Source organism: Acinetobacter thutiue (genome assembly GCF_030385805.1).
Taxonomy (GTDB): Bacteria; Pseudomonadota; Gammaproteobacteria; order Pseudomonadales; family Moraxellaceae; genus Acinetobacter; species Acinetobacter corruptisaponis.
Genome location: NZ_JAUDZE010000005.1, coordinates 123,081 through 148,321, shown reverse-complemented (window position 1 = coordinate 148,321; position 25,241 = coordinate 123,081). Strand labels below are relative to the sequence as shown.

The following is a 25,241-nucleotide window of genomic DNA, read 5'->3' as shown; positions in this document are numbered from 1 at the left end:
CAATCAGTTGCTTGCAACTGATCATTATCATTTTATTTTTTAAGCATCTCGGAGAAATCGAATGGCTTTAACTAACGCAGATCGCGCAGAGATCATCGCTAAATTTGCTCGTGCTGAAAACGACACAGGTTCACCAGAAGTACAGGTTGCTTTGTTGACTGCTCAAATCAATGATTTGCAAGGTCACTTTAAAGAGCATAAACATGACCACCATAGCCGTCGTGGTTTGATCCGTATGGTAAACCAGCGTCGTAAACTACTTGACTATTTAAATGGTAAAGATCACGGCCGTTATGTTGCTTTGATCGGCGCATTAGGTTTACGTCGTTAATTCGATTTGGCTTTATTTTCGGTATTTCGCATGTTGCAATGCCTTAACGCTGAAAACAAAGTTTCGCCTGATTTAAGTTAGGCGATTTTTAGAAGGGGCGCATGTTCGCTCCTTCTTTGTGTTTAAATTTATTTAAAAATTTTGATCTGGTGCGATGGCTTCTAAGCTTTGTCATTTATCCACACGCCAGTTGTGGTCTGAATGCCAAACCTTAGGGGTCTCACTAGAATAACTTTTTAAAAGAAACCAGGAAAATATAATACATGTCAATGTTTAATATCGTTCGTAAAGAATTCCAATTTGGTCAGCACCAGGTTGTTTTAGAAACGGGTCGTGTTGCACGTCAGGCAAATACAGTGTTGATCACAATGGGTGGTGTGACTGTTCTTGTTGCGGTGGTTGCACAGCCAAAAGCAAAAGCGGGGCAGGACTTCTTCCCGTTAACTGTTAACTATCAAGAAAAACAATATGCAGCTGGTCGTATCCCTGGTGGCTATGGCAAGCGTGAAGGCCGTGCTTCTGAAGCAGAAACTTTAATTTCTCGTTTGATTGACCGTCCAATTCGTCCGTTGTTCCCAGAAGGTTACTTCAACGAAATCCAGGTAACGGCAACAGTTGTTTCTTCTGACAAAACCATGGATGCTGACATTGCTGCAATGTTGGGGACATCTGCTGCATTGTCTATTGCGGGCACACCTTTCCGTGGCCCAATTGGTGGTGCGCGTGTTGGCTTGATCAATGGTGAATATGTTCTTAACCCAACGCTTGAACAGCTTGCACAGTCTGATCTTGACCTTGTGGTTGCAGGTACAGAATCAGCAGTGCTCATGGTTGAATCTGAAGCGAAAGAGCTTTCAGAAGACCAGATGCTGGGTGCGGTTCTGTTTGGTCATGATGAAATGCAAATTGCAGTACAGGCAATTAAAGAATTTGCCGCTGCCGTTGGTGCGAAAGAATCTGAGTGGGTTGCGCCAACACACAATGAAGAATTACGTGCAAAACTGAAAGAAGCGTTTGAAGCAAAAATTTCAGAGGCATATACCATTGCGGTAAAACAAGACCGTTATGCGGCTTTGGATGCGCTTTATGCAGAAGCAAAAGCGCAGTTCATTCCTGAAGAAGATGTTGATGGCATCGCGGACGAAGTTGACTTCCTGTTCGAAGACCTTAAGTACCGTACCGTTCGTGACAACATCTTGTCTGGCAAACCGCGTATTGATGGTCGTGACACTAAAACAGTTCGTGGTATCGATGTTCAGGTTGGCGTGTTGGGCCGTGCCCATGGTTCAGCATTGTTTACCCGTGGTGAAACTCAGGCACTTGTGACTGCAACTCTAGGTAACACACGTGATGCGTTGATGGTTGATACCTTGGCTGGAACGAAGACTGACAGCTTCATGTTGCACTATAACTTCCCTGCATACTCTGTAGGTGAAACAGGTCGTGAATCTGGCCCTAAACGCCGTGAAATCGGTCATGGCCGTTTGGCGCGTCGTGGTGTACAGGCGGTACTTCCTCCAGTTGACCGTTTCCCGTATGTGTTACGTGTGGTTTCAGACATTACTGAATCGAATGGTTCATCTTCAATGGCGTCTGTATGTGGTGCTTCACTTGCACTGATGGATGCGGGTGTTCCACTTAAGGCACCAGTTGCGGGTATCGCAATGGGCTTGGTGAAAGAGGGCGAGCGTTTCGCAGTGCTTTCTGACATCCTGGGTGATGAAGACCATCTTGGCGATATGGACTTTAAAGTGGCGGGTTCTGCAAACGGGATCACTGCACTGCAAATGGACATCAAGATTGAAGGAATTACCGAAGAAATCATGGAAGTTGCATTGAATCAGGCATTTGCTGGTCGTATGCACATCCTGAACGAAATGAACAAGGTGATTTCACGTGCCCGTGCGGAAATCAGCGCCAATGCGCCAACCTTTGAAGTGATCAGCATCAACCCAGACAAGATTCGTGACGTGATTGGTAAGGGTGGTGCAACCATTCGTCAAATCACTGAGGAAACCAAGGCTGCGATTGATATCGAAGACAATGGTACAGTGCGTGTGTTTGGTGAAACCAAGGCTGCTGCTAAAGCTGCGATTGCCAAGATTCAGGCGATTACTGCTGAAGTTGAGCCAGGCACAATCTATACAGGTAAAGTGATTCGTATCGTTGAATTCGGTGCATTCGTGAATATCCTGCCAGGTACAGACGGTCTGCTTCACATTTCACAAATTTCAAATGAACGTGTTGCCAACGTGACTGACGTATTAAAAGAAGGTCAGGACGTTAAGGTTCAGGTTGCCGATGTGGATAACCGTGGTCGTATCAAGCTAACCATGAAAGACATTGAGCAAGCGTAACCGCTGCAATCGACTGACAAAAAGCCCGCCTTGTGCGGGCTTTTTTATGGCATGATATTTTTAGGATTTAGATGAATATCAGGGTTATGCAGCTTTATTATTTTTATCGTCATAACAGTGAAGATACGATTTTTATTAGTGCCGAAGAACAATCAGAGCATACGCTGGAATTTTTGTGGGTGGATAGTTTAAGACAGGATCTGGTCAACCATACAGAATCCTGGCAGAACAATGTTTATGAGCACACAGGGCTGGTTTTGAATGAGTTTCATATGCGCGACCTGCTCAATATCGAACATCCCTGTGCTTTCGACAGTGTCGAGGAATATGACCTGCTGGTGTTCCGCAAACTGATTAGCCCAGACGACCAGATTTATGAAAGTGACAGTCCGCTGGAATCCCATGAAAGTGTTTTTGGCCTGGCCACCACACCGATGAGCTTTATCCTCACCCCCAATGTCCTGATCAGTTTAAGGGAGCAGGGCAATAAGGCGGTGGAAAGCTATATCCAACGCATCCAGACCATTATGGGGCGGGCGATTGAGGAGCAGAATAAACCGCGTAAACTGGCCAGTACCCCAGCGGATCTCTGTTTGCGCCTGCTCAACAGCATGATTGATGGCTACTTAAACCTGCGCACCCCACTGACACGCCGTGTTGAATACTGGCAACAGCAACTGTTGCAGGGCAACCGCCGTTTTAAGCAATGGCATCAGTTGTTCCATGAGGATATGGCATTCCAGCAGATTGAAAACCTGTGTGAGGAACAGATTGAGACCTTGCAGGAATTTCGGGATGAGCTGGTGGACAACTACCATCATGTGGTCAGTGAACATAAACACAAAACCCAGGACATTCTTCTGGTTCGGCTGAATGACCTGATGAGCCATGTGGAGCGTGTGCAAAAGCATACCTTGCGCTTGAGAAACGCCATTCAATCAGCCATTGATTTACACTTTTCGGCGATTGCCAACCAGACCAATGAAAATATGCGGATTTTGGCGATCATCACCGCCGTATTCGCACCCCTGACCTTGCTGACGGGAATTTACGGAATGAACTTTGAGTTTATTCCAGGATTAAAGTCTCCTGTCGGGTTCTGGATCATGCTGGCGGTGATGCTGTTGAGTACAGTGCTGTTGCTGTATTATTTCTATCAGCAGCATCTGGTGGGGCGGGGTGAGCGTAGCGTCATTGACCTACTGGCACAGCAGCATAAACAACGCAACCTGAATCTGCTCTGGTTTCTGGACTATGAACCGATTAAACAAACCCTCAAAGAGGTTGAGAAAATGACCAAACTTAAATAGTGGATTTGGTCATTTCCCAAACTCAATGAAAATGTTTTAACTGCCTGCGGAGTTGCTGCACTTCATCAATCAGGTCCAGCATCACCGCAACTGCAGATAGGCTGGCATCAAAGTCACGCTGTAAACGGTAGGCACGACGGGCGCGGGCAACATCTTCACCAATGAACTGGTGGCTTTGCGGATCAACCTGAATCTGCAAAATGTCGTAGTCGATCAGCTTGAGTACCCAGTCGGTGCTTTGACCACAGGCTTCGGCAAAATGCTCAAGATCAAGTGCCAATTGTTCATCAATGATTTCAACCTGGCAGTGACCGTTATATTGAATTTCTTTGTATTGAATGGTTGTCATGATCTTGCTCCTTATGAGGCACGAGGTCGGAAAGTGGAAAAGGCATCGGCAAACTGCTGATAGGCCTGCTGTTCCTGTTCACTGTGCGCTGGCGGTAACACAATATTGATGATCAGGTAGAGATGACCTGCGGTCTTGTTTGGAATCCCTTTGTCCTTTAAGCGAAGTTGCTGACCGTTCTTGGCATTTTTAGGCAGGTTGACTTTTAACTGCCCAGCAAGGGTGAAAACCTCAATGCTCTGGCCCAGACCCGCTTCCCACGGGCTTACATCAATGGTCTGGTAGACATCGGCCCCCTCCACATGGATGCGGTCTGTATCCCTGTATTGAATCTCAATATACAGGTCACCATTTTCACCACCATTGATGCCACTCTGGCCCTGCCCATTGAGACGAATCTGCTGACCCTCTTTCATGCCTTTTGGAATTTTGACTTCCAGCGTTTTGCGCTGTACTTCAGGCTCACCATAGGCATTGTAGGTCGGAATCTGTAGGGTAATTTGCTGGGTCGAACCGTGATAGGCAATGTCTAAATCAACTTGAATGCTGGCATGCTGGTCTTCACCTTTATAACTGCGTTGCTGGCGTTGCGAACGCTGCTGCCCACCACCAAAACCTGCGCCAAAACGGCCAAACAAGTCTTCAAAACCACTAAAGTCAGCACCATCACCTGAACTTTGGCGATAGAACTGGGAACCATCAAAACCACCCGTGCCCTGACCAAATCCGCCCGCACCCTGGCCAAAGCCAGCAAAGCCCTGTGGATGATCCAGCATCTGGTCATATTCAGCCTTTTTAGTGGCGTCACCCAAGGTATCGTAGGCGACATTAATCGCCTGCATTTTGGCTTCAGCATCTGCTTCTTTACTAATATCTGGATGATATTTCTTTGCTAATTTACGATAGGCTTTCTTGATTTCGTCGGCAGAGGCACCGCGTGTAACCCCTAGTTCCTCATAATAATCTTTTGGCATTCTTTATCGTCTTATCTATTGCTTTTCATTCTATTATTTGACGATTGAGGGAGAAAAAAAAGAGGGAATATGTGGGGATATTGTTGCTGAAAAACAAATCTATGGCATGGATGAGATATGGTTTTTACTCAGCTATTTACTGCTCAGTTATTATTGGTTATTGACATGAGTTTGAATGAAAATAAGGATGAATTAATCATCCTTAATTGTTTATCAATTAAAAAAGCAATTTGCACTAAGTAAATTACCAGCCACCTCGTACGGCTCTAACACCATTTAATGTGGTTTTTTGAGTTGAGGTTAATTTTCCCCATCCACTCCATACAGTATAAATATGCTTCTCTCCATTTGGTGTTGATGTCCAAATAGAGCGAGTAAGCTGAATATCCTGAGTCCATTTTCCATCCATAAAAATTTTTGTGTTAAATGCTGGATAAATACAGGAATGTTCAATGATACTCATGGCTTCTTTTGCATTGGGTAATCTATAGCCTTTCCTCAATTTTCTGGTTTCCTTTAAAGCATCTAACCATTGGAATTGATTTGCTTCCCCTATACATTCACTGCCATTCCATATTTGTCCAGCGAAACAGCGTTGCCATATGAGTCCTGTGATTTTGTCCTTAACTTCACTGCCATCACCTATAATTTCAAAGTTTGTATCTGGAGTCGATTTTATCGCTCCTGTTTTACAGGTTTGCGCATATATAGTATGACTGGAAGATACAAAATAACAGCATATAATAAGAGCGATTTTTTTCATTCTATTTCTCCTGATGATATGTTTTAACGTACTGCATGAACTGGGGCAGTAGAAGGTGGGATATGGTCGACGACTCCTGTATTTATTTCAGAGTAAACGTATTTCATATTAGTCCAGTAATCACCACTTATTCCATATCTAGGGTTTTCAGATTGTTTTCCAGAGTAATCCATAATTGAATAGAATTCCTGAGGTGTAGGTGTTCTCCAGTCACTATAACCACAGTACTTTATTTTATTTAACTCATTTATATAATCTTGAGCATTACATTTACTAATGGTTTTTCCACAGGAGTAACCATCAGTTTTTTGATCATTTGTATAAGAGGGAGAATTACCCATGCGGATTGATTTATTGTCATAGTCTCTATAAAATTCAGCAGTATCTTTAACGACTGGTTCACCATTATTTGAAGAAATCTCTGGATCATACCAAGTATATAGCCATTTTTTATCTCTTAATGTTCCGTCATCAGTTTTCTTTTCCCATATTAAACCTGTTACATTATCTTTTATACATTCTGAACCATTATTATTTAATAAAGTATAACTCAACTCTTTTCCTATTTTGGTTTCCCCATCTTGCCCCAACCCAAAAAACGCCCCTAATGTTTCAATTAAATGACATGGTATTTCATTGTAATCTTGATTCGCACATAATGTTACGCCAGTTCTAGTCAAAAGGCTTTCAGGGTTAATCGTTATAGTTTTTTGTATTGATGGAGCAGAAAGAAACTTTGAATTCCCAGGTTGAGATGCTTGAACAATACACGTACCCTCTGCAATGGTTTGCACTTTCTCTTGATTTATGATGGTACATACATCTATGGTTTGACTGGTAAATGTTGCCGTAAGTTCTGAACTTAACTTTGCATAAAGTGGATATGAGCTTCCAATCACAATACTTTCAGGTAAATTAAAATAAGTAATGTTCTGGGCGATCTTATCTTTGCATTGACTATTTTCAAGATATTGTGAACTACTACATTGAGTTGAATTGCTGCTATCTTTATTTGATGATGTATTGTTATCACCACCCCCACCACAACTTGCTATGCCCAAAGCACTACTACACATTAGCATATATAATATTTTTTTGTTCATATCTCTATTCTCACAAACTTAATTACTTATGATTGTGAGAAACGGGCTTTAATATGTCTATTCCCAATATTGGGTATAAGCATGATATGTACACTAATAATAACGTGGCATATTTAATAGGAGCTTAACTAAATCGGCTTGTCGGTTGGTGGCTGTTTTTTTATAGATTGATCGAATATGTTTACGTATGGTATCTACCTGAACCAGATTTTTTTGCGCAATTTGCTTAGGTGCTAACCCATCTAATAAATCTAAAGTGATCCGTGATTCAGCAGGAGTTAGATTAAATGCAGCATATAAGAGATGAAAATCAATCGTGACAGATTGCTTTGATGAATAAAATGTCAACATGACTTGTGGGCGTATACCGAATGCTCTAATTTCCTGTTCAGAGAGCAAAGCGCTGACAAAGATATACAAAATGTCATTCTCTTGATTGATGATTTTAATACAGCCATTTTCTAGTTTTTGCTCTGGTAAAAGTTGTTGGTATTTATGTGAAAATTCAATATATTTTAGACTTTCACTAAACTTTTCCTGATAAGGTTCAGGTAATTTTAAATAATTTTTTTCAATTTTAATTGTTTTCATTTGACTAAGTAGCTGTTGCATGGCGAGGTTGCAGTGTGATACCTCTCCTGTGAGATTTAGCAACATGATTGGTTGTGCGAGTTTATCAATCAGGGCATAGCCCATAATCGCCTTGGAAGAAAATTCAAAAATATGGCGTTGAATAGTTACAACTCGTTTTAAATGCACCAAAAGCCGATCTAAAAATGCAAGCTCATCCTCAGTTAAAGGTTGCCTCTCTAATGAAGTGCTAATTCCCCATAAAACACAAATTTTTTCATCCAAAATTAATTCATGTGCAGAGGTGTAGCGCACCTGAATAGGCAAAAACACATGTTGAAAAAGATCAGAATGAGCAACATAGTCATCACTTAAGTGATGATGGCACTGATACCATCCTTTACGTTCTGGTGCAAGAAAACTTGTCCAACGGGGATCTGCTTCTACAGGGTAGTGTAAATAGTGCACTTCAGTGCTTGCAATAAGTGCCTCTGGCATAATACTTACTGCGTAACTGTAGGAAAGAGCCTGACGTTTAAAATCCATAGCGAGCAAATGTACAAGAGATGAATCTAAAATTTGATTTAAGTGGTCACCAAAATTTTTCCATCCATTTAGGCTTAATGGAATCTGATAAATTAATTCGACTAATCTGTTATAGTGTTGGCTGTAACGATCCATGTATTTATAACTACACTCATTCTATTCCTCTGATTAAAATACCAAAGGATGATTTTTTCTGATAGGGGAAATACAGGGTTGTTGGAAAACGTAAAAAAGTGACAAGTTTTTAATAGTCTGTATTATTGATATTTCTTTATAATCATTAAGATTTTGGATCATCTCCTTAGGTCAATGCAGCGAAAGCCTTTACATCATGATATAAAGGCTTTATAAACAGCTTAACTCAAATGCTCACCAAATAGGGCCAAAGCTTCTTCGGCGCTAAACTCATAGCGTGTATTGCAGAACTGGCAATCCATCTGAATTGGATTCTGTGCTTCCAGCGTTTCGTGTACTGCATCCACCCCAATCTGGATCAGGGCATTGGCACAGCGTGCTTTGGAACAGGTACAGCCAAACTTTAACTGCTCAACATCAGGTAAACGTACTTCTTCTTCATTATACAGGCGGTACAGGATTTCGTTGGCTGGCAGGTCGGTCAGCTCTTCTGGTTTTAGTGTTTCAGTCAGCATGGTCAGACGTGGCCATAAATCCTCATCCACCAGTTTCTGCTCTTCCTCATCATTGCGCGGCAGCAACTGAATCAGTAAGCCACCCGAACGTTTACTGTTGGTTGCCAGAACAATATGTGTTGGAATCTGTGCAGACAGGTCATAATACTGCATCAGGCAACCTGCCAGTGTTGGTTGATCCAGTGGCACAATCCCCTGATAGCGTTCGCCATGCTCAGGCTCGATATTGATAAATAGAACAGGACTGCTGAGTGACGCAAGGACAGTACGGCTGTCCGAACCCTCTACAAATCTTGGGTCATCTTCATAATCCGCCAGTGCGCGCACTTCACCCAAGTGGTTGCATTCCGCCATTGCCCACTTGAATGTGCTATTGGCCTGAATTTGCAGGCTGATACGACCACGGATTTTAAGGGTACTTGCCAGTAAGGCGGTGGCACTGAGCATTTCACCCAGCAGGCTTTGCACCGCAGGCATATATTCACGTTGTGCCAAAATGGTTTGCAGCGTTTCTTCCAAATGAACCACCTCACCGCGAACAGGGCAGTCTTCAATATAAAAGCGTTGGCGTAAATCAGACATCTTTTTCTCCAGTATTCCGTACAGCGCACAAACAACGCTTTGACTTGCCAAGCCTGAATGGCTGCACAAGTGGGTGAATGGGGGTATGCAGTCAATAATGGTGGCGCTTTGCCAAAACTCAAGATGTTTCATGCGGCGATTTTGCATCAGTTTGTGTCGCCTGATCATCAGGCAGGCGTTCAGGAGAAACAAATTTCATATTTTCAAACAAATACTCAAGTTCAGCAAGTGCATTGGGATAATTGTCCATTGTTTCATACTGATCATGATACCAAGGCGACTGTTTCAGCAACTGTTGATCCTGCTGCTGGAACTGGCTGATTTTTACCTGTGCATCCTCAATTGAATATCCAGTTTCAACCAGTGCCTGTTGAGCCATATCAAGTGAAGACAGATAGGTTTCACGCCAAACATGCTGAATGCCTAAATCATGCAATAAATGGGCATGATGTCGGTCACGCGCACGCACCAGTAAGCTCAGGTCTGGATAATTTAAACAAAGATGGCGCGCCAGATTCATGCTGTCCTCAACATCATCAATGGCAATAATCAGTAGTTTGCAATATTCAATGCCCGCCGCACGCAGATTTTCGACTTTGGTGACATCGGCATCCAGGAAATGGTGTCCATATTGTTCAATAAAATCGGCATCAGGCTGATTGCTGTCCATCACACTGAACTGCCTACCTTGCATATGTAATACGCGTGCAATTACTTGTCCAAAACGTCCAAAGCCCACAATCAGAATGGGATGCTGTGGCACATCCTGAGAATGTTCAGGAGCTTTTTTCTGCACCAAGGGCAAGATTTTGGCATTCATTATCCAATAAAGCAGTGGAGTGAGCAGCATTGAACCAAATATGATCAGCAAGGTCGGTTGCAAAATCTCTTTGCTGAGTAACTGTTCGGTTTCAGCGATTTTTAGCAGAATAAAAGACAGTTCACCGCTTTGTGCCAGCAGGATGGACAGTCCAAGGCTGAACTTGGCAGAACGGTGCTGATAATAACTGCTTGCCGCAATCACAGTTGCCTTAATCAGCAATAATCCAAGGATGGAACCCAGAATGAATAAAGGTGACTGTAGCAGGGGAGTGAGGGAAAGTCCCAGTCCTATAGCAAGGAACAACAACCCGATTGCCGCATCTCTAAACGGGGAGATTATCCGTTCAACTTCCACCTTAAACTCAGTCTCTGCCAGTAAGATGCCTGCCAGAAAAGCGCCAATCAGTGTATGGATGTTGAGAATATCTATGATTAAAAGCACTGAAAGAACAATCAATAATCCCAGAACTGGAATCAGCTCAATACTGTGGCGATGTGCCAAAAAGCGAAAGGCAGGACGAACCAGATAACGGCTGGCGAGAAACAAACCTGAAATGGTGGCAATGATCGCGGCGAAATAGGCGATTCCATGCTGGGTCGATGCAGTCTCTTCCAGTAGGGGAAACAAGCCAATTAGAACCACTGCAAACAGCGTTTGTAACTGTAGGCTGGGTAGTGCAGTCTGCCCCAATTTACTGTTGATTTGTATTTTATTTTGAAGCAGTTGTTGTACAAGAGTGACCGATGACAGGGCAAGTGCCAAGCCGAGAATCATACCTTTTAGAAAATCCTGTAGGATGAAAAAACTGGCACTGACCACGAAAATAATGCTGAGTAGCAGTGGCAATCCACTATTGATGATGAGATTTCTACGCTGTCTCCAAAGTTGTTGCGGTTTAAAGGCAAAGCCCAGAAACAACATCAACATGACCATGCCCAAGTCAGTCAGTTGACTGATTAGCCCTGCATCATCAATCAGATTAAAAACACCAGAACCCAGCAACAGTCCTGCGATTAGATAACCTAAAATAGAGGTTGAGGCATAGCGTTTTGCCAATGGTGCAAAGATTAAGGTCGCAAGCGATAACAAAATGATTTGTAGCAGTAAGGACATCTAATGCCTCAAATTTTTATGTTTCTCATATTGAGTTCTAACTAAACTCTTGTGGATCAACATCAATCGACAGTCTCAGCTGATGCTGACGAGGTAAATGTACCACTTGTTGCCACCATTGACGTAAATAAAAATGCAGTTTTGCCCGATCAGCAGACAAAATCACCATATGCGCCCGATAACGACCTGCTTTACGTTCCATCGGTGCAGGAATAGGGCCCCAAATATCAACACTGTCTGCTGCCATCGCTCTGAATTGCTGGGCAATCTCAGACAGGAATTGTTGGCTATATTCTCTATCTCTGGATTCAACCCGAACCAGCACAGCATAACGATAGGGTGGCAATAACGCTATTTTGCGTTCAGCCAGCATTTGTTTGGCCACAGTTCGATAATCATGCTCAATCAGTGTAGTCAGCATGGGATGGTCAGGGCGTAGGCTTTGTAAATAGACATGGCCCTTGTGTTCGCCACGGCCCGCACGACCTGCAACCTGCACAATCAACTGGGCGGTACGTTCAGGCGCACGGATATCGACACTCAATAATCCTGCATCTATATCCAGAATGGCGACCAGGGTGACGTGGGGGAAATGATGTCCTTTTGCCAGCATTTGCGTACCCAGCAAAATTGTTGGCTTGTTTTGCTGAATACGGTCATAGATTTTTTGCCAGCTCCCCACCCGACTGGTGCTGTCACGATCCACCCGAATCACATCGTGATGCGGAAACAACTCATTCAGGTGTTCCTCAACTTTTGCTGTCCCTGCACCCAGACTTTTCAGCGTGTGTTGCTGACATTCAGGGCAGTGTTCAGGCAAACGCTGAATGGTGCCACAATGATGACAATGCAAATAATGATAGGGTTGTGAATGCACAGTAAAGTGGGCATCGCAATGTGGGCAATTGGCCTGCCAGTCACAGCTTTCACAAATCAGCACAGGCGCATAGCCACGGCGGTTGAGAAAGATGAGTACCTGTTCCTTGCGTTCCAGTGTCTGCCTGATTTGCTCAATCAGTATTTGGCTGATGCCATGCTGTTTTTTTGCCACTTTCAGGTCAATCACATGCATTCTGGGTAGGCTCGCAACGCCAGCACGCTGGCTCAGTTCAAGCAGATGCAATTTACCTAATTCAACCAAATGATAGCTATCAATACTTGGCGTGGCTGACCCCAAAATTACGGGACATTGTTGCAAGTGCCCACGATACAGTGCCACATCACGGGCGTGGTAGCGGAATCCCTCCTGCTGCTTATAGGAAAGGTCATGTTCCTCATCCAGAATAATCAAACCTAAACGGGGTAGTGGTGTGTAAATTGCTGAGCGTGTGCCAATCACAATTGAAGCTTTACCCGTCTGGGCATGTTGCCAGGCCTGTAGGCGCTTTGAGTCATTCAGGCCTGAATGCAGCAAAGCCACATCACAGTGAAAGCGAGACTTAAAACGGGCAACGGTTTGTGGGGTCAGGCCAATTTCAGGCACCAGCACCAGCACCTGTTTGCCCTGTTTTAACACCTCATGCATGACCTGCAAATAAACTTCAGTTTTACCACTGCCTGTTAAGCCATCCAGTAAAAAAGCCTGATAGTGATACAGCGATTTTAAAATCTGTTGAATGGCTTGCTTTTGGTCAGGATTGGGGGTGAGTGGCATTTGTGCCAATTGTACAGGCATGGGCGTGAAATCGTGCGGTTCAAGCTGACATTGCACCAGTCCTTTTTTTTCCAGTGCTTTGAGTGTCGCAGTTTCCACACCACTCAGGTTTAAAATGTTCTCTGTGGTTCCGTGTGGATGCAGCTTGAGAATCTGGTAGGCATCATATTGTTTTTGCGAGCGTTTCAATAATCCATTAGGGTCATCATTGGGAACGATTTTCCATTGATGAAACAGGATGTCCAGTGCACGGCCTTGCCTGAGTAAGGTGGGTAAGGCGCTTTGCATGACTTCGCCAATCGGGAACTGGTAATACTGTGCTGACCATGTCAATAAAGTTAAAACTTGTTGGTCTAGAATTGCTTCCTGATCGAGCAGTTCGGTAATGGCTTTAAGCTTAAATTGACCTGTAAATGCTTCGTTTGGATCAACCTTTTCAGTGATGATCCCAACCAGGTTCTGCCGTCCAAACGAAATCGCAACGCGTGCGCCAACTTGTGCCTGCGCATATTGCTCGGCACTGACCGTATAGTCAAACGTGTCATAAATATAGACAGGAATGGCAACCCGAATACGGTAAACAATGGCGCTGGAATTTTGGTTCGGCATATAGGCTTCAATCAGGTGTAAAATGGCATGACTGCATGTTGTTGAATTATGCTAAAGTGCTGTGCATTATGTCGATGAATTTCTTGCGGAACACTCGTTCCCCATCTCATACACGGATATAACGGTAACGACAACTATTTTGGGACAATTAGAACAGAACCATGCCTGCTTATCAATTTACTGCGCTTGATGCTTCAGGAAAGCAACATAAAGGTGTGCTTGAGGGAGATTCCGCGCGCCAAATCCGTCAACAGTTACGAGATAAAGCATGGACACCGCTTGCGGTCGATGCGGTTGAGCAAAAAGACAAACAGCAACAGCGCTCATGGTTTAGAAAGGGTTTTAGTGCCTATGACCTGGCATTGATGACCCGTCAGCTTTCAGTCTTGGTTGCGGCAGGTATTCCGCTGGAAGAAGCCTTGCGTGCGGTCAGTAAGCAAAGCGAAAAGGCCCATGTACAGAATCTGTTGATCGCTGTGCGTTCCAAAGTGCTGGAAGGTCATTCACTGGCTCAGGCCATGCAGCAATCTGGTCGTTTTCCTGAGCTCTATATTGCCACAGTTGCGGCAGGTGAGCGTTCGGGGCATCTGGACCTGATTTTAGACCAGCTTTCAGACTACACTGAAAACCGCTTTGCCATGCAGAAGAAAATTCAGGGCGCGATGATTTATCCAATTATCCTCATGCTGATGTCATTTGGGATTGTGATGGGCTTGATGACCTATGTAGTGCCTGAAATTGTCAAAACCTTTGAGCAAAGTAAGGAAGCGTTGCCGTGGATTACGGTTCTGCTGATGAAAGCCAGTACCTTTATTCGTCATACATGGATAGGGATGCTCATCCTTGCCGTGATTATCATCATCCTGTTTACCCGCTTTCTCAGAACCACAGCAGGGCATTATGCATTTGACCGTTTAACGCTCAAGTTGCCACTGTTTGGTAAACTTTCGCGTGGTATAAATGCGGCGCGTTTTGCCAGTACGCTGTCAATCCTGACCCGTTCGGGCGTACCTTTGGTTGAGGCATTACGCATTGGCGCGGAAGTGAGCAATAACTGGGTGATTCGCGATGCGATTGAAGTGGCGATGGAACGTGTAACAGAAGGTGGTAATTTGGCAACACAATTGGAGCGTTGCGGTTATTTCCCACCAATGATGGTACAAATGATTCGGAGTGGTGAGGCTTCGGGTGAACTGGACCGCATGCTGGATCGGGCATCGACCATGCAGGATCGGGAAGTCACAACCTTTATCTCCACCTTGCTGGCATTGCTGGAACCACTGATGCTGATCTTTATGGCAGCAATTGTATTGGTGATTGTGATTGCGGTCATGTTGCCAATTATTAATATGAATAATATGATCTAGGAAATTTGATGTTTGAGATGAAAATGAATAAGCACAATACACAGACCAAAATGATGAATAAACAATCTGGATTCACCCTAATCGAAGTGATGGTGGTGATTGTGATTCTAGGTGTATTGGCTGCGCTGATTGTACCCAACGTGATGGGGCGTGGTGAAAAAGCCAAGGTGGACACCACCAAGATCACACTGAAAGGTGTTGCTGGCGCACTGGATCAATACAAACTGGACAATAGCCGTTATCCAAGCATGCAGGATGGTGGTCTGGATGCTCTGGTGAACCAACCTGCCTCTGCAAAGAATTGGTTGCCAGGTGGCTATGTCAAGGGTGGCTACCCTAAAGACAGTTGGGAAAATGACTTGCAGTACGTGATTCCAGGCCGTGAAGGCCGTCCATTTGATTTATATTCCTTTGGTGCGGATGGTAAAGAGGGCGGCGAGGGTAATGATGCTGATATTTATTATCAGCCATAATATCTAATCAAAAATATCACTTCACTTTTTAAATAAAATAAATCAGGAGTGAAGTGATAATGTTTCTTAGTTCATATATAAAATATAATACTTTGAAAAATATAGAACTATTAAAATGAATGATATTTGAAAGTTATAATAAGAATTATTCCCATATTTAATGGTTACAAGAAATAAAAACTATGTAGGGAAATAGACTTTCTCTTTATATCGAAGCTTTGCATAATAAATCCAGACCATTTAAATCAAGTATGGAGTCATCAGATGAAAGCATTTTTTATGTTGGATGAACTGAATCAGTTTCATTGGACAATGCTTAAGTCTGTGTTGTTCATTTTAAGCCTGTTGCCGATTAGTGAGGGGGCCTTAAGCCTTTGGCAGACCACAGAGGGCAGTAGCCAGATCATGATTGGCTTTTTTGCATTGAGCATGTTGAGCGCATGGTTTGTGCTGTGTTTCCTAAGTGCCTTAAAAACAACGGTATGGGATAATCAGGAGATGATTTCCAAATATGAGCAATTGTTGTTTAAAGCCTACCGCTATATTCCGATGTTATTTTTATCGAGTCTGGTTGCATATTTATCCGTGCACTTATCTGTTGTATTTTAAATATCCTGAATAGTTAGGGCCAAAAACGTAGATTTGAAATCTACGTTTTTTTATTCTCCAAATTTAAGCGGGTCGTACCAGTAGCATCGTGACTTTACGAACGATAGGCAATACCAGCAACAAGACAGGAAACGCAATGAGCCATGAAATTCCCCAGGCAGATATCCAGGTATGAAAGGAAAACTGCTCGAGGCCCATACTTCGCAACGTGCTAATACATGAAACAATAAAAGTCATGATAATGGAGAGGAAGAAAGGTAAAACGATGGAAGCGTACCGACTTGGGATCTTTTGAAAATTAAAGGAAGAAGATTTTGAACTCTGCATTTTTTACTCCGTAAACCAACAAACGCCAGTGCCTGACCAAAATATAAAAATATCTTGATGTCATAGCTCCAAGCCTTGTTGGAGATATGTTGGCACGTTGATTGACGTAAACGTTTACGGCTTTATGATCAGCAGCATTAATTTAGCATGAAGTATCCAGATTGGAAATAAAAACAGGTGTATTTATTGGGGCAGTTAAATTCGCTATGCTTCAACTGACGATGCAAGAGAAGAGGGGAAAGATGCAACAGATCGAATGGAATGATTTTGCAAAGGTTGAATTACGTGTAGGAAGAGTTATTCAGGCGGAGGTTTTTAAGGAAGCACGAAAGCCAGCTTATATTCTACAGGTCGATTTTGGTGAGGAGCTTGGGATCAGAAAATCCAGTGCACAAATCACCAAGTTATACCAACCTGAAGACCTAGTCGGGAAGCTGGTGGTGGCGGTGGTGAATTTTCCGAAGAAGCAAATTGGCCCCATTCAGTCAGAATGTCTGGTGACAGGCTTTCATAATGCGGATGGGGAAGTTGCACTTTGTGTCCCAGAGTTTGATGTGCCTCTGGGAACAAAATTACTGTAGCTTATCGGCGTGACTTAAAGGAAACATCAACTTTACGTGGACGATAAATCCAGCCTACAACCAATAGAAGAATGGAGAAGATCAGAATTGGATAATCACTGAAACGACTATATAAGGTTTGCCCCTGCATTGCGGGCAAATCACCACGTAATACGAACTCTTCATCCAGAGGTGCCTGTTTCACGATATGGCCATTGTGGTCAATAAACGCAGTCACGCCTGTATTGGTAGCACGAATAAACCAGCGGCCATTTTCTTTGGCGCGCATCTGTACCATTTGTAGATGCTGCCAGGGACCAGCCGTTCCTGTAAACCAAGCATCATTTGAAACCGTGATTAAAAAATCGCTATTGGATGCATTGCGGCGAGTCAGGTTTGGATAGGCGACCTCATAACAAATTGCGGCTGCAAGTGCATGACCTTTTACGATCAGTGGCTTCTGATTGGCCTCACCACGCGAGAAACCACTCATGCTGACATCATTCTGCATGGCAGGCAGTACCCATTTCAACATACCTGACAATGGAATATATTCCCCAAAAGGTACGAGGCGTTGCTTTTTGTACAAACCGTGAGAATCACTACCTGAAGACATGAGGCTGTTGTAGTACAGTGGTTCACCCACCTGTTGTGACTTTGTCACATCCCAGTATGGAATACCCGTCACCCAGGCTGTATCAGTTTTCTTTGCCTGAGCCGCCATGGCATCCAAAAATTCAGGAATATCGGTCTGGAACATTGGAATTGAAGATTCGGGCCAAACGATCAGGTCACGCCCCCATTCGGCACGGGTCAGGGTTGCATAAATCTCCAAAGTCTTGATCTGGTATTCAGTCAGCCATTTCAGGTCTTGAGGAATATTGCCCTGAATCAGGGACACGCTCAGTGGTTTGGCAACTTTGGGCTGAACAAACTGGATAAATCCAGCACCCCAGGCCCCTAGCACCAGCAAGGCGGAGGGAATGGCCCAAAACCAGCGTCGATTTAAAATTTCGACCAGCGCACATGCCAACACAATGACGACAAATGAAACTGCATAAATGCCAAATAAAGGCGCATAGCCATCCAGCAGTCGTTCAGTAAATGCGTATCCAGCAAACAACCACGGGAAACCTGTAAATACCCAGGTTTTTGCCCATTCGAACATCACCCAGAGCGGTGCAAAGGTTAGTGGTGTTTCTGGAAAAAACCGTCGATAAGCCCATGTTTGAAAAGCGGTAAATAAGCCCATTGCGGTTGCCATAAAGACAATCATCAGGATGCTTAAAAAGGCATTGGTGTCGCCATAGGTATGGATGGAGGTGTAGAGCCAAAATGCCCCCACAAACCATAAACCAAAACCATAGGCCCAGCCCAGTGCAAAGGCTTGGCGTGGACTACGCTGGCGTAACACCGCATAAAGCAAAGCTGGCGACAGAATCGCCAGCCACCAGAAATAATACGGTGCAAGTGCCAGACTGAAGATTGCGCCTGAGATCAGTGCAATCAACAGTGGAACAATAAGAGGGAGCTGTTTTTGAGGTTGAGATGAATTTAACAGCTTTTCAAAATAGCTTATCATTGACGGACAGCTCGAATCAGATGAATGGTGCGCGCATCTGCTTCAATAATGGTGAATTGCCAATCGCCAAGTTCAATGGTCTGACCCTGTAAATCGCTGACTAAACCAATTTCTTGCAGCAGTAAGCCGCCCATAGTTTCAACTTCATCGTCAGAAAAATCAGCATCTAAAATAGTGTTGAAATGTTCGATTGGTGTAAGTGCCTGCACAATCCAGGTATTGGCTGTGGTTGGGTCATTGTCAGGGACGATATATAACGCTTCTTCATCCGCAATATCGTGCTCATCCTCAATTTCACCGACAATCTCTTCGAGAATGTCTTCAAGTGTCACCAAGCCAGAGGTTGAACCATACTCATCAATCACGATGGCAATATGGGTTTGGGTATTCTTTAACATGCGCAGCACCTGGTCTGAGCGTGCACTTTCAGGTACAAACACAGGCTGGCGCATCAGTGAACGTATATCTACCTTGACATTACGCTCAGTTAAGAAAGGCAATAGGTCCTTGGCCAACAGGATACCCACCACATTGTCACTTTGATCTGCTGAAAACACAGGGAAGCGTGAATGTGCAGAATCGATGAGTACATGCAGAATATCAAGTAACTGGTCATCTTCCTGTAAGCTGATAATCGCTGTACGTGGCGTCATGACCTCTCGAATCTTTGTTGCTGGCAGATCGAGAACACCCTCAAGCATGGCAACAGTATCTGGCTCTAAAAAGCGACGTGAGTCTTGAACTAACTTGAGTAATTCATCGCGGGTTTCAGGTGCGGTACCTAACCATTTTCTTAAGCCACGCATACCCCACGACGGACTGGATTCCTCGACCATGATCTTTCCTAAAGACTCTCTATATCAATTAGATGATTTTCATCATACCGAAGAAAAAGCGGATATGCATCAAGAATACTATGTAAAAAACGTACAGTTTTTCAAAAAGCTGCTGGTGATTTCTATGGGATTGCTTTGTGCTAAAATGTGAAAATTCGAATAATTGAGTTTTACGATGTCTGAACAACCAAAACTTCCTGCTGTGCAAATCAATACAAGAGGTTTACGTTGCCCTGAACCTGTGATGATGCTGCATCAGGCTATCCGAAAAGCCAAAGTAGGTGACATTGTGGAAGTATTGGCAACTGACCCTTCTACATCTTGGGATATTCCAAAATTTTGTATGCATTTAGGGCATGAGCTTTTGCTTAAAGAAGAAAGCCTTGATGAGAATAGCAATACTGAATATCGCTATTTGGTACAGAAAGGTTAAGGTTTGGCTGCCACATATTTCTCAGGTTTGTTGTTGGGCTTTTCATTGATTTTAGCCATCGGTGCGCAGAACGCCTTTGTGTTGAAGCAGGGACTATTGAGGCAATATGTGTTCTGGGTGTGTCTGGTTTGTGCATTGTCTGATGCGATTCTGATTTGTCTAGGTGTATTTGGTTTTGCCTCGCTTCTAAGCCAGCAGGTCTGGCTTATTCAGGCCATGAAATATTTTGGCGCCATTTTCCTGTTTTTCTATGGACTGCGCAGTTTCTATAATGCCTATAAAGCTAACAATGGTTTAGTTGCCTCAGAACAGCCTACAACAACATTGGTGCAGACTCTAATCCTATGTTTAAGTTTTTCCTGGTTAAATCCGCATGTCTATTTGGATACAGTCGTATTGTTGGGCTCAATTTCAGCACAATATATGGATAAGGTGGCTTTTGCATCTGGAGCAGTGTCAGCTTCTTTTATTTTCTTCTTTGGTTTGGGTTTTGGCGCACGTTTACTTCGGCCGATTTTTGCCAATCCTAAAGCGTGGAAAATTCTTGATGTGGTGATCGGCATAGTGATGTGGATGATTGCGCTTTCATTGCTCCGCTAATGACATAAATAAAAAACCAAGCCGAAGCTTGGTTTTTTTATATTCTTTATTACATATTTGGATACTAATTACATGTTAGGGTAATTAGGACCACCACCACCTTCAGGGGTTACCCAGGTAATGTTCTGTGATGGGTCTTTAATGTCACAGGTCTTACAGTGAACACAGTTGGCTGCGTTGATCTGGAAGCGTTTAGAACCATCATCATTTTCCATGACTTCGTATACGCCAGCAGGGCAGTAACGTTGTGCAGGCTCATCCCACTTTGGCAGGTTCACCTGAATTGGTGTTTCAGGATTGGTCAGTTTCAAGTGGGCAGGCTGGTTTTCTTCATGCACTGTATTTGAAATAAACACAGAAGATAAACGGTCAAAGGTCAACTTGCCGTCTGGTTTTGGATAATTTGGCTTGAACGTTGAGGCATCAACTGTTTTAAGCGCAGCATAATCCTGTTTCAAGTCATGCAGGGTAAATGGCACTTTAAAGACGCTTTGATCAATAAAGTTAAATGCGCCACCGATCCATTGACCAAACTTGTGCATTGCTGGGCCAAAGTTACGTGCGTTATATAACTCTTCTTTTAACCAAGAGTTGTTGTATTTCTCGGTATAAGCCGTGAGTTCCTTAGCAAAGTGGTCTTCACCCTCAAGTACACGTGCAATCGCAAGATCACCACCTTTGGCAACACCCGCAGCAATCGCTTCAAATACCGCCTCACCACACAACATGCCTGATTTCATGGCAGTGTGCGAGCCCTTGATTTTAGAGAAGTTTAGGAAGCCTGCATCATCACCAATCAGGCAACCGCCTGGGAAAGTCAATTTAGGCAATGAGTTAAAACCGCCCTTGACAACCGCACGTGCGCCGTAAGAGATGCGTTTACCACCCTCAAGGAATTGCTTGATGGTTGGGTGGGTTTTCCAGCGCTGCATTTCCATAAATGGATACATATGTGGATTTTCGTAAGACAGATCCACAATCATACCCAAGGTCACCTGGTTGTTTTCAGCGTGGTAGAGCCACCAGCCGCCAGCAGAACCTGTTTCAGACAGTGGCCAGCCAGCACCGTGCATTACAAGACCTGGTTTGTGTTTTGCTGGATCGATTTCCCAAAGCTCTTTAATTCCGATCCCGTAGTGTTGTGGATCAGAATTGCTGTCTAGCGCAAAGCCTGCTATCAGGCGCTTACCGAGGTGGCCACGGCAGCCTTCTGCGAACAAGGTATATTTGGCATGAAGTTCATAACCAGGGGTGAAGTTATGCGTTGGCTCACCATTTTTGCCAATGCCCATATCTCCAGTCTGGATACCTTTTACAGTACCATCTTCATGGTAAAGAATTTCAGAAGCGGCAAAGCCAGGGAAAATTGAAACTTCAAGCTCTTCCGCTTTTTGGCCTAACCAGCGAACAACGTTACCCAGGGAAATTACATAGTTCCCTTCGTTATGCATTGATTTTGGCACCATCCAATACGGCATTTTTTGTGCCTTGGTATCAGAAAGCAGGAAATAGGTTTCGTCGCCTGTTACAGGAACATTGAGTGGCGCGCTTTCTTCTTTCCAGTTCGGGAACAGTTCATTCATGGCGCGTGGTTCAAGTACAGCACCAGAAAGGATATGCGCACCTACTTCAGAGCCTTTTTCAACAACACACACAGAAAGGTCAGGTAGGTTGTTTTCAATCGCTAGTTGACGAATTTTAATCGCAGCAGATAAACCCGCAGGTCCTGCACCTACGATCACTACGTCAAACTCCATCGCTTCACGTTCGATGTGTTCCATGTAGGACTCCTCATATTTTTAAGGGTGGCAACCGTAATATTGCGATTCGGTGCTGCCATGAGTGTTCTGTATTGCCAAGCACAAAGACACTATTGTACTTGCAAACGTTTGGGATAGTATAGTTTTAAACCTTGGACTCGCCAATTGGCTGAGCGGTCATATTTTCTCGTCAGCTAGGCATAAACGATGATAAATGAAAATGATTCTCCACCAGACTCGCTACAAAATAAGGGAAAAATCGTGTTTTCTGATGATAAAAACTTAATGAGCATTGCACAATATGTAAAAGATGTACAGCAAAGTCACAAAAGGTCAATTCCACCTTTAGACCAGTGGCATCCAAAGCATTGCGGCAAAATGGATCTAAAGATAAAAGCCAATGGAGAATGGTGGCACGAAGGTCAATTGGTCAAGCGGCAGGCTTTGCTCGACCTGTTTAGCAAGGTGCTGTGGAAAGAGGATGGAAAGTTTTACCTGAAAACACCTGTTGAGCAGATTGAAATTGAGGTTGAGGATGAACCGTTGCTGATCAACCAGGTGGATCAGGTTGAGATAGAGGGCAAGCGCTATTTGCAGCTCACCACCAGCAATCAGGATGTGGTGATTGTGGATGGGCGGCACCCAGTTTTTATGCGTGCCTATCCAAATGAAGCAGGAGAGGATGAATTACGTCCTTATGTGCATGTTCGTTTTGGAATGAATGCCCTGATTCAGCGTCAAAGTTTTTATCACCTTGTAAACTATGGCAGTTTGTCTGAAAATGCACAGGGTGAGACGGTTTTAACATTAAAAAGTGGTGATTTGGTCTTGCATTTAAGCACCTGAGGTTTAAGCTTAAAAGAGTGAAGAAACCACAGTGTTAATGTATTTGTATGACTGCTGTCCAATCCCTGCCCGTATTGGCTGACCCCATGCCACATGCATCCTCTGATGCGCCGATTGGGGTTTTTGATTCAGGCATTGGAGGCTTGTCGATTGCGCAGGAGATTGCCCGACATTTACCCAACGAACGGATTCTCTACTATGCCGATACCGCGCATGTGCCTTATGGGGCCCGTTCAGATCAGGAAATTCGACAATTAACAGCGCGTGCGATTGAGTGGCTGTATCGGCAGGGCTGTAAGATTGCGGTGGTGGCATGCAATACTGCATCGGCATTTAGTCTGGACTACCTACGTGACTACTATGGCGAGCATTTTCCGATTGTGGGATTGGTGCCTGCATTAAAGCCCGCCGTGCTGCAAACACGTTCGAAAGTGGTGGCTGTGCTGGCGACACCTGCAACCTTTCGCGGACAGCTCATCAAGGATGTGATGAGCAGGTTTGCCGAACCTGCTGGCGTACGGGTTTTAAAAGTCACCAGTCTGGAACTGGTGCCTTTTGTTGAGGCGGGACAGCAAATGGGCCAGGCCTGTCTGGATGTGTTGCAGGATATATTGCAGCCTGTGGTGGAGCAGGGCGCGGATTTTTTAGTGCTGGGATGTACTCACTATCCTTTTTTAAGGGATGCAATTCATCAGGTTTTTGATGAAAAGTTAAAATTAATTGATTCTGGACAGGCAGTTGCGCGACAAACAGCCTATATTTTGATAAAAAATAGGTTATTATGTGACAAAATAAGTCATAATGTTACACGTATTGAATGTTATGCCAGTGGTCATAATGCTGTTGAGTTAAAATCGGTACTCCAGCATCTCATGCCAGAACAATTAACATGGACGATTCAGAATTTGGATGATATGGGCGCCTAAACGCGTCAGTTGATTCATATTCAAGATTTTATTGGGGTTATTATTGATAAGGCTTAAGCGAAACGGCTTAAGGGTTATTGATAAGTGAATTGGGACCTAGCCTATGCAAGATACTCGTTATCAGGTTTTTATTTCTACGTCTGGCAATGAAATGCAACCAGAACGGGCGGTTTTGGCCCAAACGCTGGTTGGAATGGGGTTCTTTTCGTGGGGCTTGGAACAGCGTACACCCTTGAGCACCTCCATTGCCCGCAGACAGATTGATGACTGTGATTACGTGGTGATTTTGCTGGGTAGCCAGTATGGTGAGCAGTCTGTTTCAGGTGTGGGCTATATGCATCTGGAATATATCTATGCCATGACCAAACAGAAACCCGTGATTGTGTTTATGCATGAAGAGCCAGAATCACGCGAAGCAAAGCTGCATGACCACAAAACTGAGTTAAAAGAAAAATTCAAAGAGTTTAGAAAACAGCTGCAACATGAAGTTGATCAGGTTTTTACTTATCGTAGCTTAAGGGATCTGGAGCTTGCCGTTCGCTCCAGTATGCCACAAATGCTGGAACGCTATCCTGTGGTGGGTTGGGTTCGTCCACAAAACACCCAGGTGTTGCGGGATGAAATTGATGCCTTGCGTGCCAAGGTTAAACAGCTTGAAACTGAAATGGGCAGTCGGGAAGCTGATCCACTTACCAGTGTACCCAAGGTATCCATGCATGAAGTGTATGCATTTGAATACCGTATGCATGCCTATCAGGATGGTAATTTCAAGGAAGTCAAACCACACCGCAAAATGACCTGGGCGCAATTACTGAATGTGCTTGGTTCATCATTTGTGATTCCAACGCCTGAAGAATATTTTTCCAAGCGCATGAACGAATATCTCAATGAAACGGGTCTGGATGATGCACGTAAGGAAATGCCAAGGGCGCATGCGGTATCTCGTGCACAGGTGAATATCCGTGCCTTGCATGAAATCAAGTTGCAGATGCGCCAGAATGAGTGGATTGTGCCGACAGGACGGGATGACCGCCAACGTATGCTGTGGCAACTGACGGCAAAAGGGCAGAAACTTCTGGAAAGCAACATACTGGACAGTAATCGGGTTTTTCAGTTTAAGACCATGCATTAATCCAATTTAAAAAAGTGCGGTAAAACTGCTAAAGTAGCTGGAGAAATTCAGCTATA

At 44.0% G+C, this 25,241-nt stretch carries 25 protein-coding genes; 13 read left to right on the top strand and 12 right to left on the bottom strand.

Going from position 1 to position 25,241, the window contains the following annotated elements; all coding sequences use genetic code 11:
* Nucleotides 1-61 precede the first annotated feature (61 nt).
* From rpsO to QTA56_RS12300, 3 genes are all read left to right on the top strand, one after another.
* Entirely contained in the window at nucleotides 62-331 is a 270-nt protein-coding gene (gene rpsO / locus QTA56_RS12310; protein WP_004637724.1) for a 30S ribosomal protein S15, read from the top strand.
* 269 nt (nucleotides 332-600) lie between these two features.
* A complete protein-coding gene (gene pnp / locus QTA56_RS12305) occupies nucleotides 601-2,688 on the top strand; it encodes a polyribonucleotide nucleotidyltransferase (protein WP_267981261.1) in 2,088 nt (695 codons plus the stop codon).
* An 86-nt stretch (nucleotides 2,689-2,774) separates the two neighbouring features.
* Nucleotides 2,775-3,998, top strand: coding sequence for a magnesium transporter CorA family protein (locus QTA56_RS12300; RefSeq protein WP_267981260.1), 1,224 nt, complete (start codon nucleotides 2,775-2,777; stop codon nucleotides 3,996-3,998).
* 22 nt (nucleotides 3,999-4,020) lie between these two features.
* On the opposite strand, the gene QTA56_RS12295 is transcribed toward QTA56_RS12300, so the two are convergent.
* The 8 genes from QTA56_RS12295 to QTA56_RS12260 all read right to left on the bottom strand — a co-directional run bounded on the left by QTA56_RS12295 (nucleotide 4,021) and on the right by QTA56_RS12260 (nucleotide 13,734).
* A complete protein-coding gene (locus QTA56_RS12295) occupies nucleotides 4,021-4,347 on the bottom strand; it encodes a chaperone modulator CbpM (RefSeq protein WP_267981230.1) in 327 nt (108 codons plus the stop codon).
* Between the two features lie 11 nt (nucleotides 4,348-4,358).
* Nucleotides 4,359-5,321 (bottom strand): DnaJ C-terminal domain-containing protein, encoded by a 963-nt coding sequence (locus QTA56_RS12290; protein WP_267981229.1) that lies wholly within the window; start codon nucleotides 5,319-5,321, stop codon nucleotides 4,359-4,361.
* Nucleotides 5,322-5,565: 244 nt separating this feature from the next.
* Nucleotides 5,566-6,084: an Lcl C-terminal domain-containing protein gene (locus tag QTA56_RS12285; RefSeq protein ID WP_267981228.1), complete on the bottom strand. Its 519-nt coding sequence runs from the start codon at nucleotides 6,082-6,084 to the stop codon at nucleotides 5,566-5,568.
* 23 nt (nucleotides 6,085-6,107) lie between these two features.
* Nucleotides 6,108-7,187, bottom strand: a complete 1,080-nt coding sequence (locus QTA56_RS12280) for an Lcl C-terminal domain-containing protein (RefSeq protein WP_267981227.1) — start codon at nucleotides 7,185-7,187, stop codon at nucleotides 6,108-6,110.
* Between the two features lie 93 nt (nucleotides 7,188-7,280).
* Nucleotides 7,281-8,438: a helix-turn-helix transcriptional regulator gene (locus QTA56_RS12275; protein ID WP_267981226.1), complete on the bottom strand. Its 1,158-nt coding sequence runs from the start codon at nucleotides 8,436-8,438 to the stop codon at nucleotides 7,281-7,283.
* 221 nt (nucleotides 8,439-8,659) lie between these two features.
* Nucleotides 8,660-9,535 (bottom strand): Hsp33 family molecular chaperone HslO, encoded by an 876-nt coding sequence (gene hslO / locus QTA56_RS12270; protein WP_267981225.1) that lies wholly within the window; start codon nucleotides 9,533-9,535, stop codon nucleotides 8,660-8,662.
* A 118-nt stretch (nucleotides 9,536-9,653) separates the two neighbouring features.
* Complete coding sequence (locus QTA56_RS12265; RefSeq protein WP_267981224.1) at nucleotides 9,654-11,471, bottom strand: cation:proton antiporter domain-containing protein; 1,818 nt, start codon at nucleotides 11,469-11,471, stop codon at nucleotides 9,654-9,656.
* Between the two features lie 37 nt (nucleotides 11,472-11,508).
* On the bottom strand, nucleotides 11,509-13,734 hold the full coding sequence (locus QTA56_RS12260) for a primosomal protein N' (protein ID WP_267981223.1): 2,226 nt from the start codon (nucleotides 13,732-13,734) through the stop codon (nucleotides 11,509-11,511).
* Between the two features lie 161 nt (nucleotides 13,735-13,895).
* On the opposite strand from QTA56_RS12260, the gene gspF reads away from it, so the two are divergent.
* From gspF to QTA56_RS12245, 3 genes are all read left to right on the top strand, one after another.
* Nucleotides 13,896-15,101 (top strand): type II secretion system inner membrane protein GspF, encoded by a 1,206-nt coding sequence (gene gspF, locus QTA56_RS12255; RefSeq protein WP_267981222.1) that lies wholly within the window; start codon nucleotides 13,896-13,898, stop codon nucleotides 15,099-15,101.
* Nucleotides 15,102-15,109: 8 nt separating this feature from the next.
* Complete coding sequence (gene gspG, locus QTA56_RS12250; RefSeq protein ID WP_333663018.1) at nucleotides 15,110-15,574, top strand: type II secretion system major pseudopilin GspG; 465 nt, start codon at nucleotides 15,110-15,112, stop codon at nucleotides 15,572-15,574.
* Nucleotides 15,575-15,838: 264 nt separating this feature from the next.
* Nucleotides 15,839-16,183: a hypothetical protein gene (locus QTA56_RS12245; RefSeq protein ID WP_267981220.1), complete on the top strand. Its 345-nt coding sequence runs from the start codon at nucleotides 15,839-15,841 to the stop codon at nucleotides 16,181-16,183.
* 63 nt (nucleotides 16,184-16,246) lie between these two features.
* Here the strand turns inward: QTA56_RS12245 and QTA56_RS12240 are convergent, their stop codons facing one another.
* Entirely contained in the window at nucleotides 16,247-16,510 is a 264-nt protein-coding gene (locus tag QTA56_RS12240) for a DUF2798 domain-containing protein (RefSeq protein ID WP_267981219.1), read from the bottom strand.
* 242 nt (nucleotides 16,511-16,752) lie between these two features.
* On the opposite strand from QTA56_RS12240, the gene QTA56_RS12235 reads away from it, so the two are divergent.
* Entirely contained in the window at nucleotides 16,753-17,091 is a 339-nt protein-coding gene (locus QTA56_RS12235) for a tRNA-binding protein (protein ID WP_267981218.1), read from the top strand.
* Between the two features lies 1 nt (nucleotide 17,092).
* Here the strand turns inward: QTA56_RS12235 and lnt are convergent, their stop codons facing one another.
* Entirely contained in the window at nucleotides 17,093-18,652 is a 1,560-nt protein-coding gene (gene lnt, locus QTA56_RS12230; protein WP_267981217.1) for an apolipoprotein N-acyltransferase, read from the bottom strand.
* On the bottom strand, nucleotides 18,649-19,488 hold the full coding sequence (locus QTA56_RS12225) for a CorC family transporter (protein ID WP_004656129.1): 840 nt from the start codon (nucleotides 19,486-19,488) through the stop codon (nucleotides 18,649-18,651). Before QTA56_RS12225 ends, lnt begins: the two co-directional genes overlap by 4 nt.
* On the opposite strand from QTA56_RS12225, the gene QTA56_RS12220 reads away from it, so the two are divergent.
* From QTA56_RS12220 to QTA56_RS12210, 3 genes are read left to right on the top strand one after another with little or no spacing between them, the layout of a single operon-like run.
* The gene (locus QTA56_RS12220) at nucleotides 19,487-19,639 is read left to right on the top strand and encodes a hypothetical protein (RefSeq protein ID WP_267981216.1); all 153 of its coding nucleotides are present in this window, start codon (nucleotides 19,487-19,489) and stop codon (nucleotides 19,637-19,639) included. The genes QTA56_RS12225 and QTA56_RS12220 overlap by 2 nt on opposite strands.
* A gap of 24 nt (nucleotides 19,640-19,663) precedes the next feature.
* Nucleotides 19,664-19,921 (top strand): sulfurtransferase TusA, encoded by a 258-nt coding sequence (gene tusA / locus QTA56_RS12215; RefSeq protein ID WP_267981215.1) that lies wholly within the window; start codon nucleotides 19,664-19,666, stop codon nucleotides 19,919-19,921.
* A 3-nt stretch (nucleotides 19,922-19,924) separates the two neighbouring features.
* Nucleotides 19,925-20,521 carry a LysE/ArgO family amino acid transporter gene (locus QTA56_RS12210; protein WP_267981214.1) on the top strand — a complete coding sequence of 199 codons (597 nt, stop codon included), beginning with the start codon at nucleotides 19,925-19,927 and terminating at the stop codon, nucleotides 20,519-20,521.
* 68 nt (nucleotides 20,522-20,589) lie between these two features.
* Here QTA56_RS12210 and QTA56_RS12205 read toward each other — a convergent pair whose 3' ends face one another.
* Nucleotides 20,590-22,302: an electron transfer flavoprotein-ubiquinone oxidoreductase gene (locus tag QTA56_RS12205; RefSeq protein ID WP_267981213.1), complete on the bottom strand. Its 1,713-nt coding sequence runs from the start codon at nucleotides 22,300-22,302 to the stop codon at nucleotides 20,590-20,592.
* Nucleotides 22,303-22,488: 186 nt separating this feature from the next.
* Here QTA56_RS12205 and QTA56_RS12200 point away from each other — a divergent pair, with 186 nt between their 5' ends.
* From QTA56_RS12200 to QTA56_RS12190, 3 genes are all read left to right on the top strand, one after another.
* Nucleotides 22,489-23,127, top strand: a complete 639-nt coding sequence (locus tag QTA56_RS12200) for a DUF1285 domain-containing protein (RefSeq protein WP_267981212.1) — start codon at nucleotides 22,489-22,491, stop codon at nucleotides 23,125-23,127.
* A gap of 47 nt (nucleotides 23,128-23,174) precedes the next feature.
* Entirely contained in the window at nucleotides 23,175-24,053 is an 879-nt protein-coding gene (gene murI / locus QTA56_RS12195) for a glutamate racemase (protein WP_267981211.1), read from the top strand.
* Between the two features lie 103 nt (nucleotides 24,054-24,156).
* Nucleotides 24,157-25,185, top strand: a complete 1,029-nt coding sequence (locus QTA56_RS12190; RefSeq protein WP_267981210.1) for a DUF4062 domain-containing protein — start codon at nucleotides 24,157-24,159, stop codon at nucleotides 25,183-25,185.
* Nucleotides 25,186-25,241: the final 56 nt, after the last annotated feature.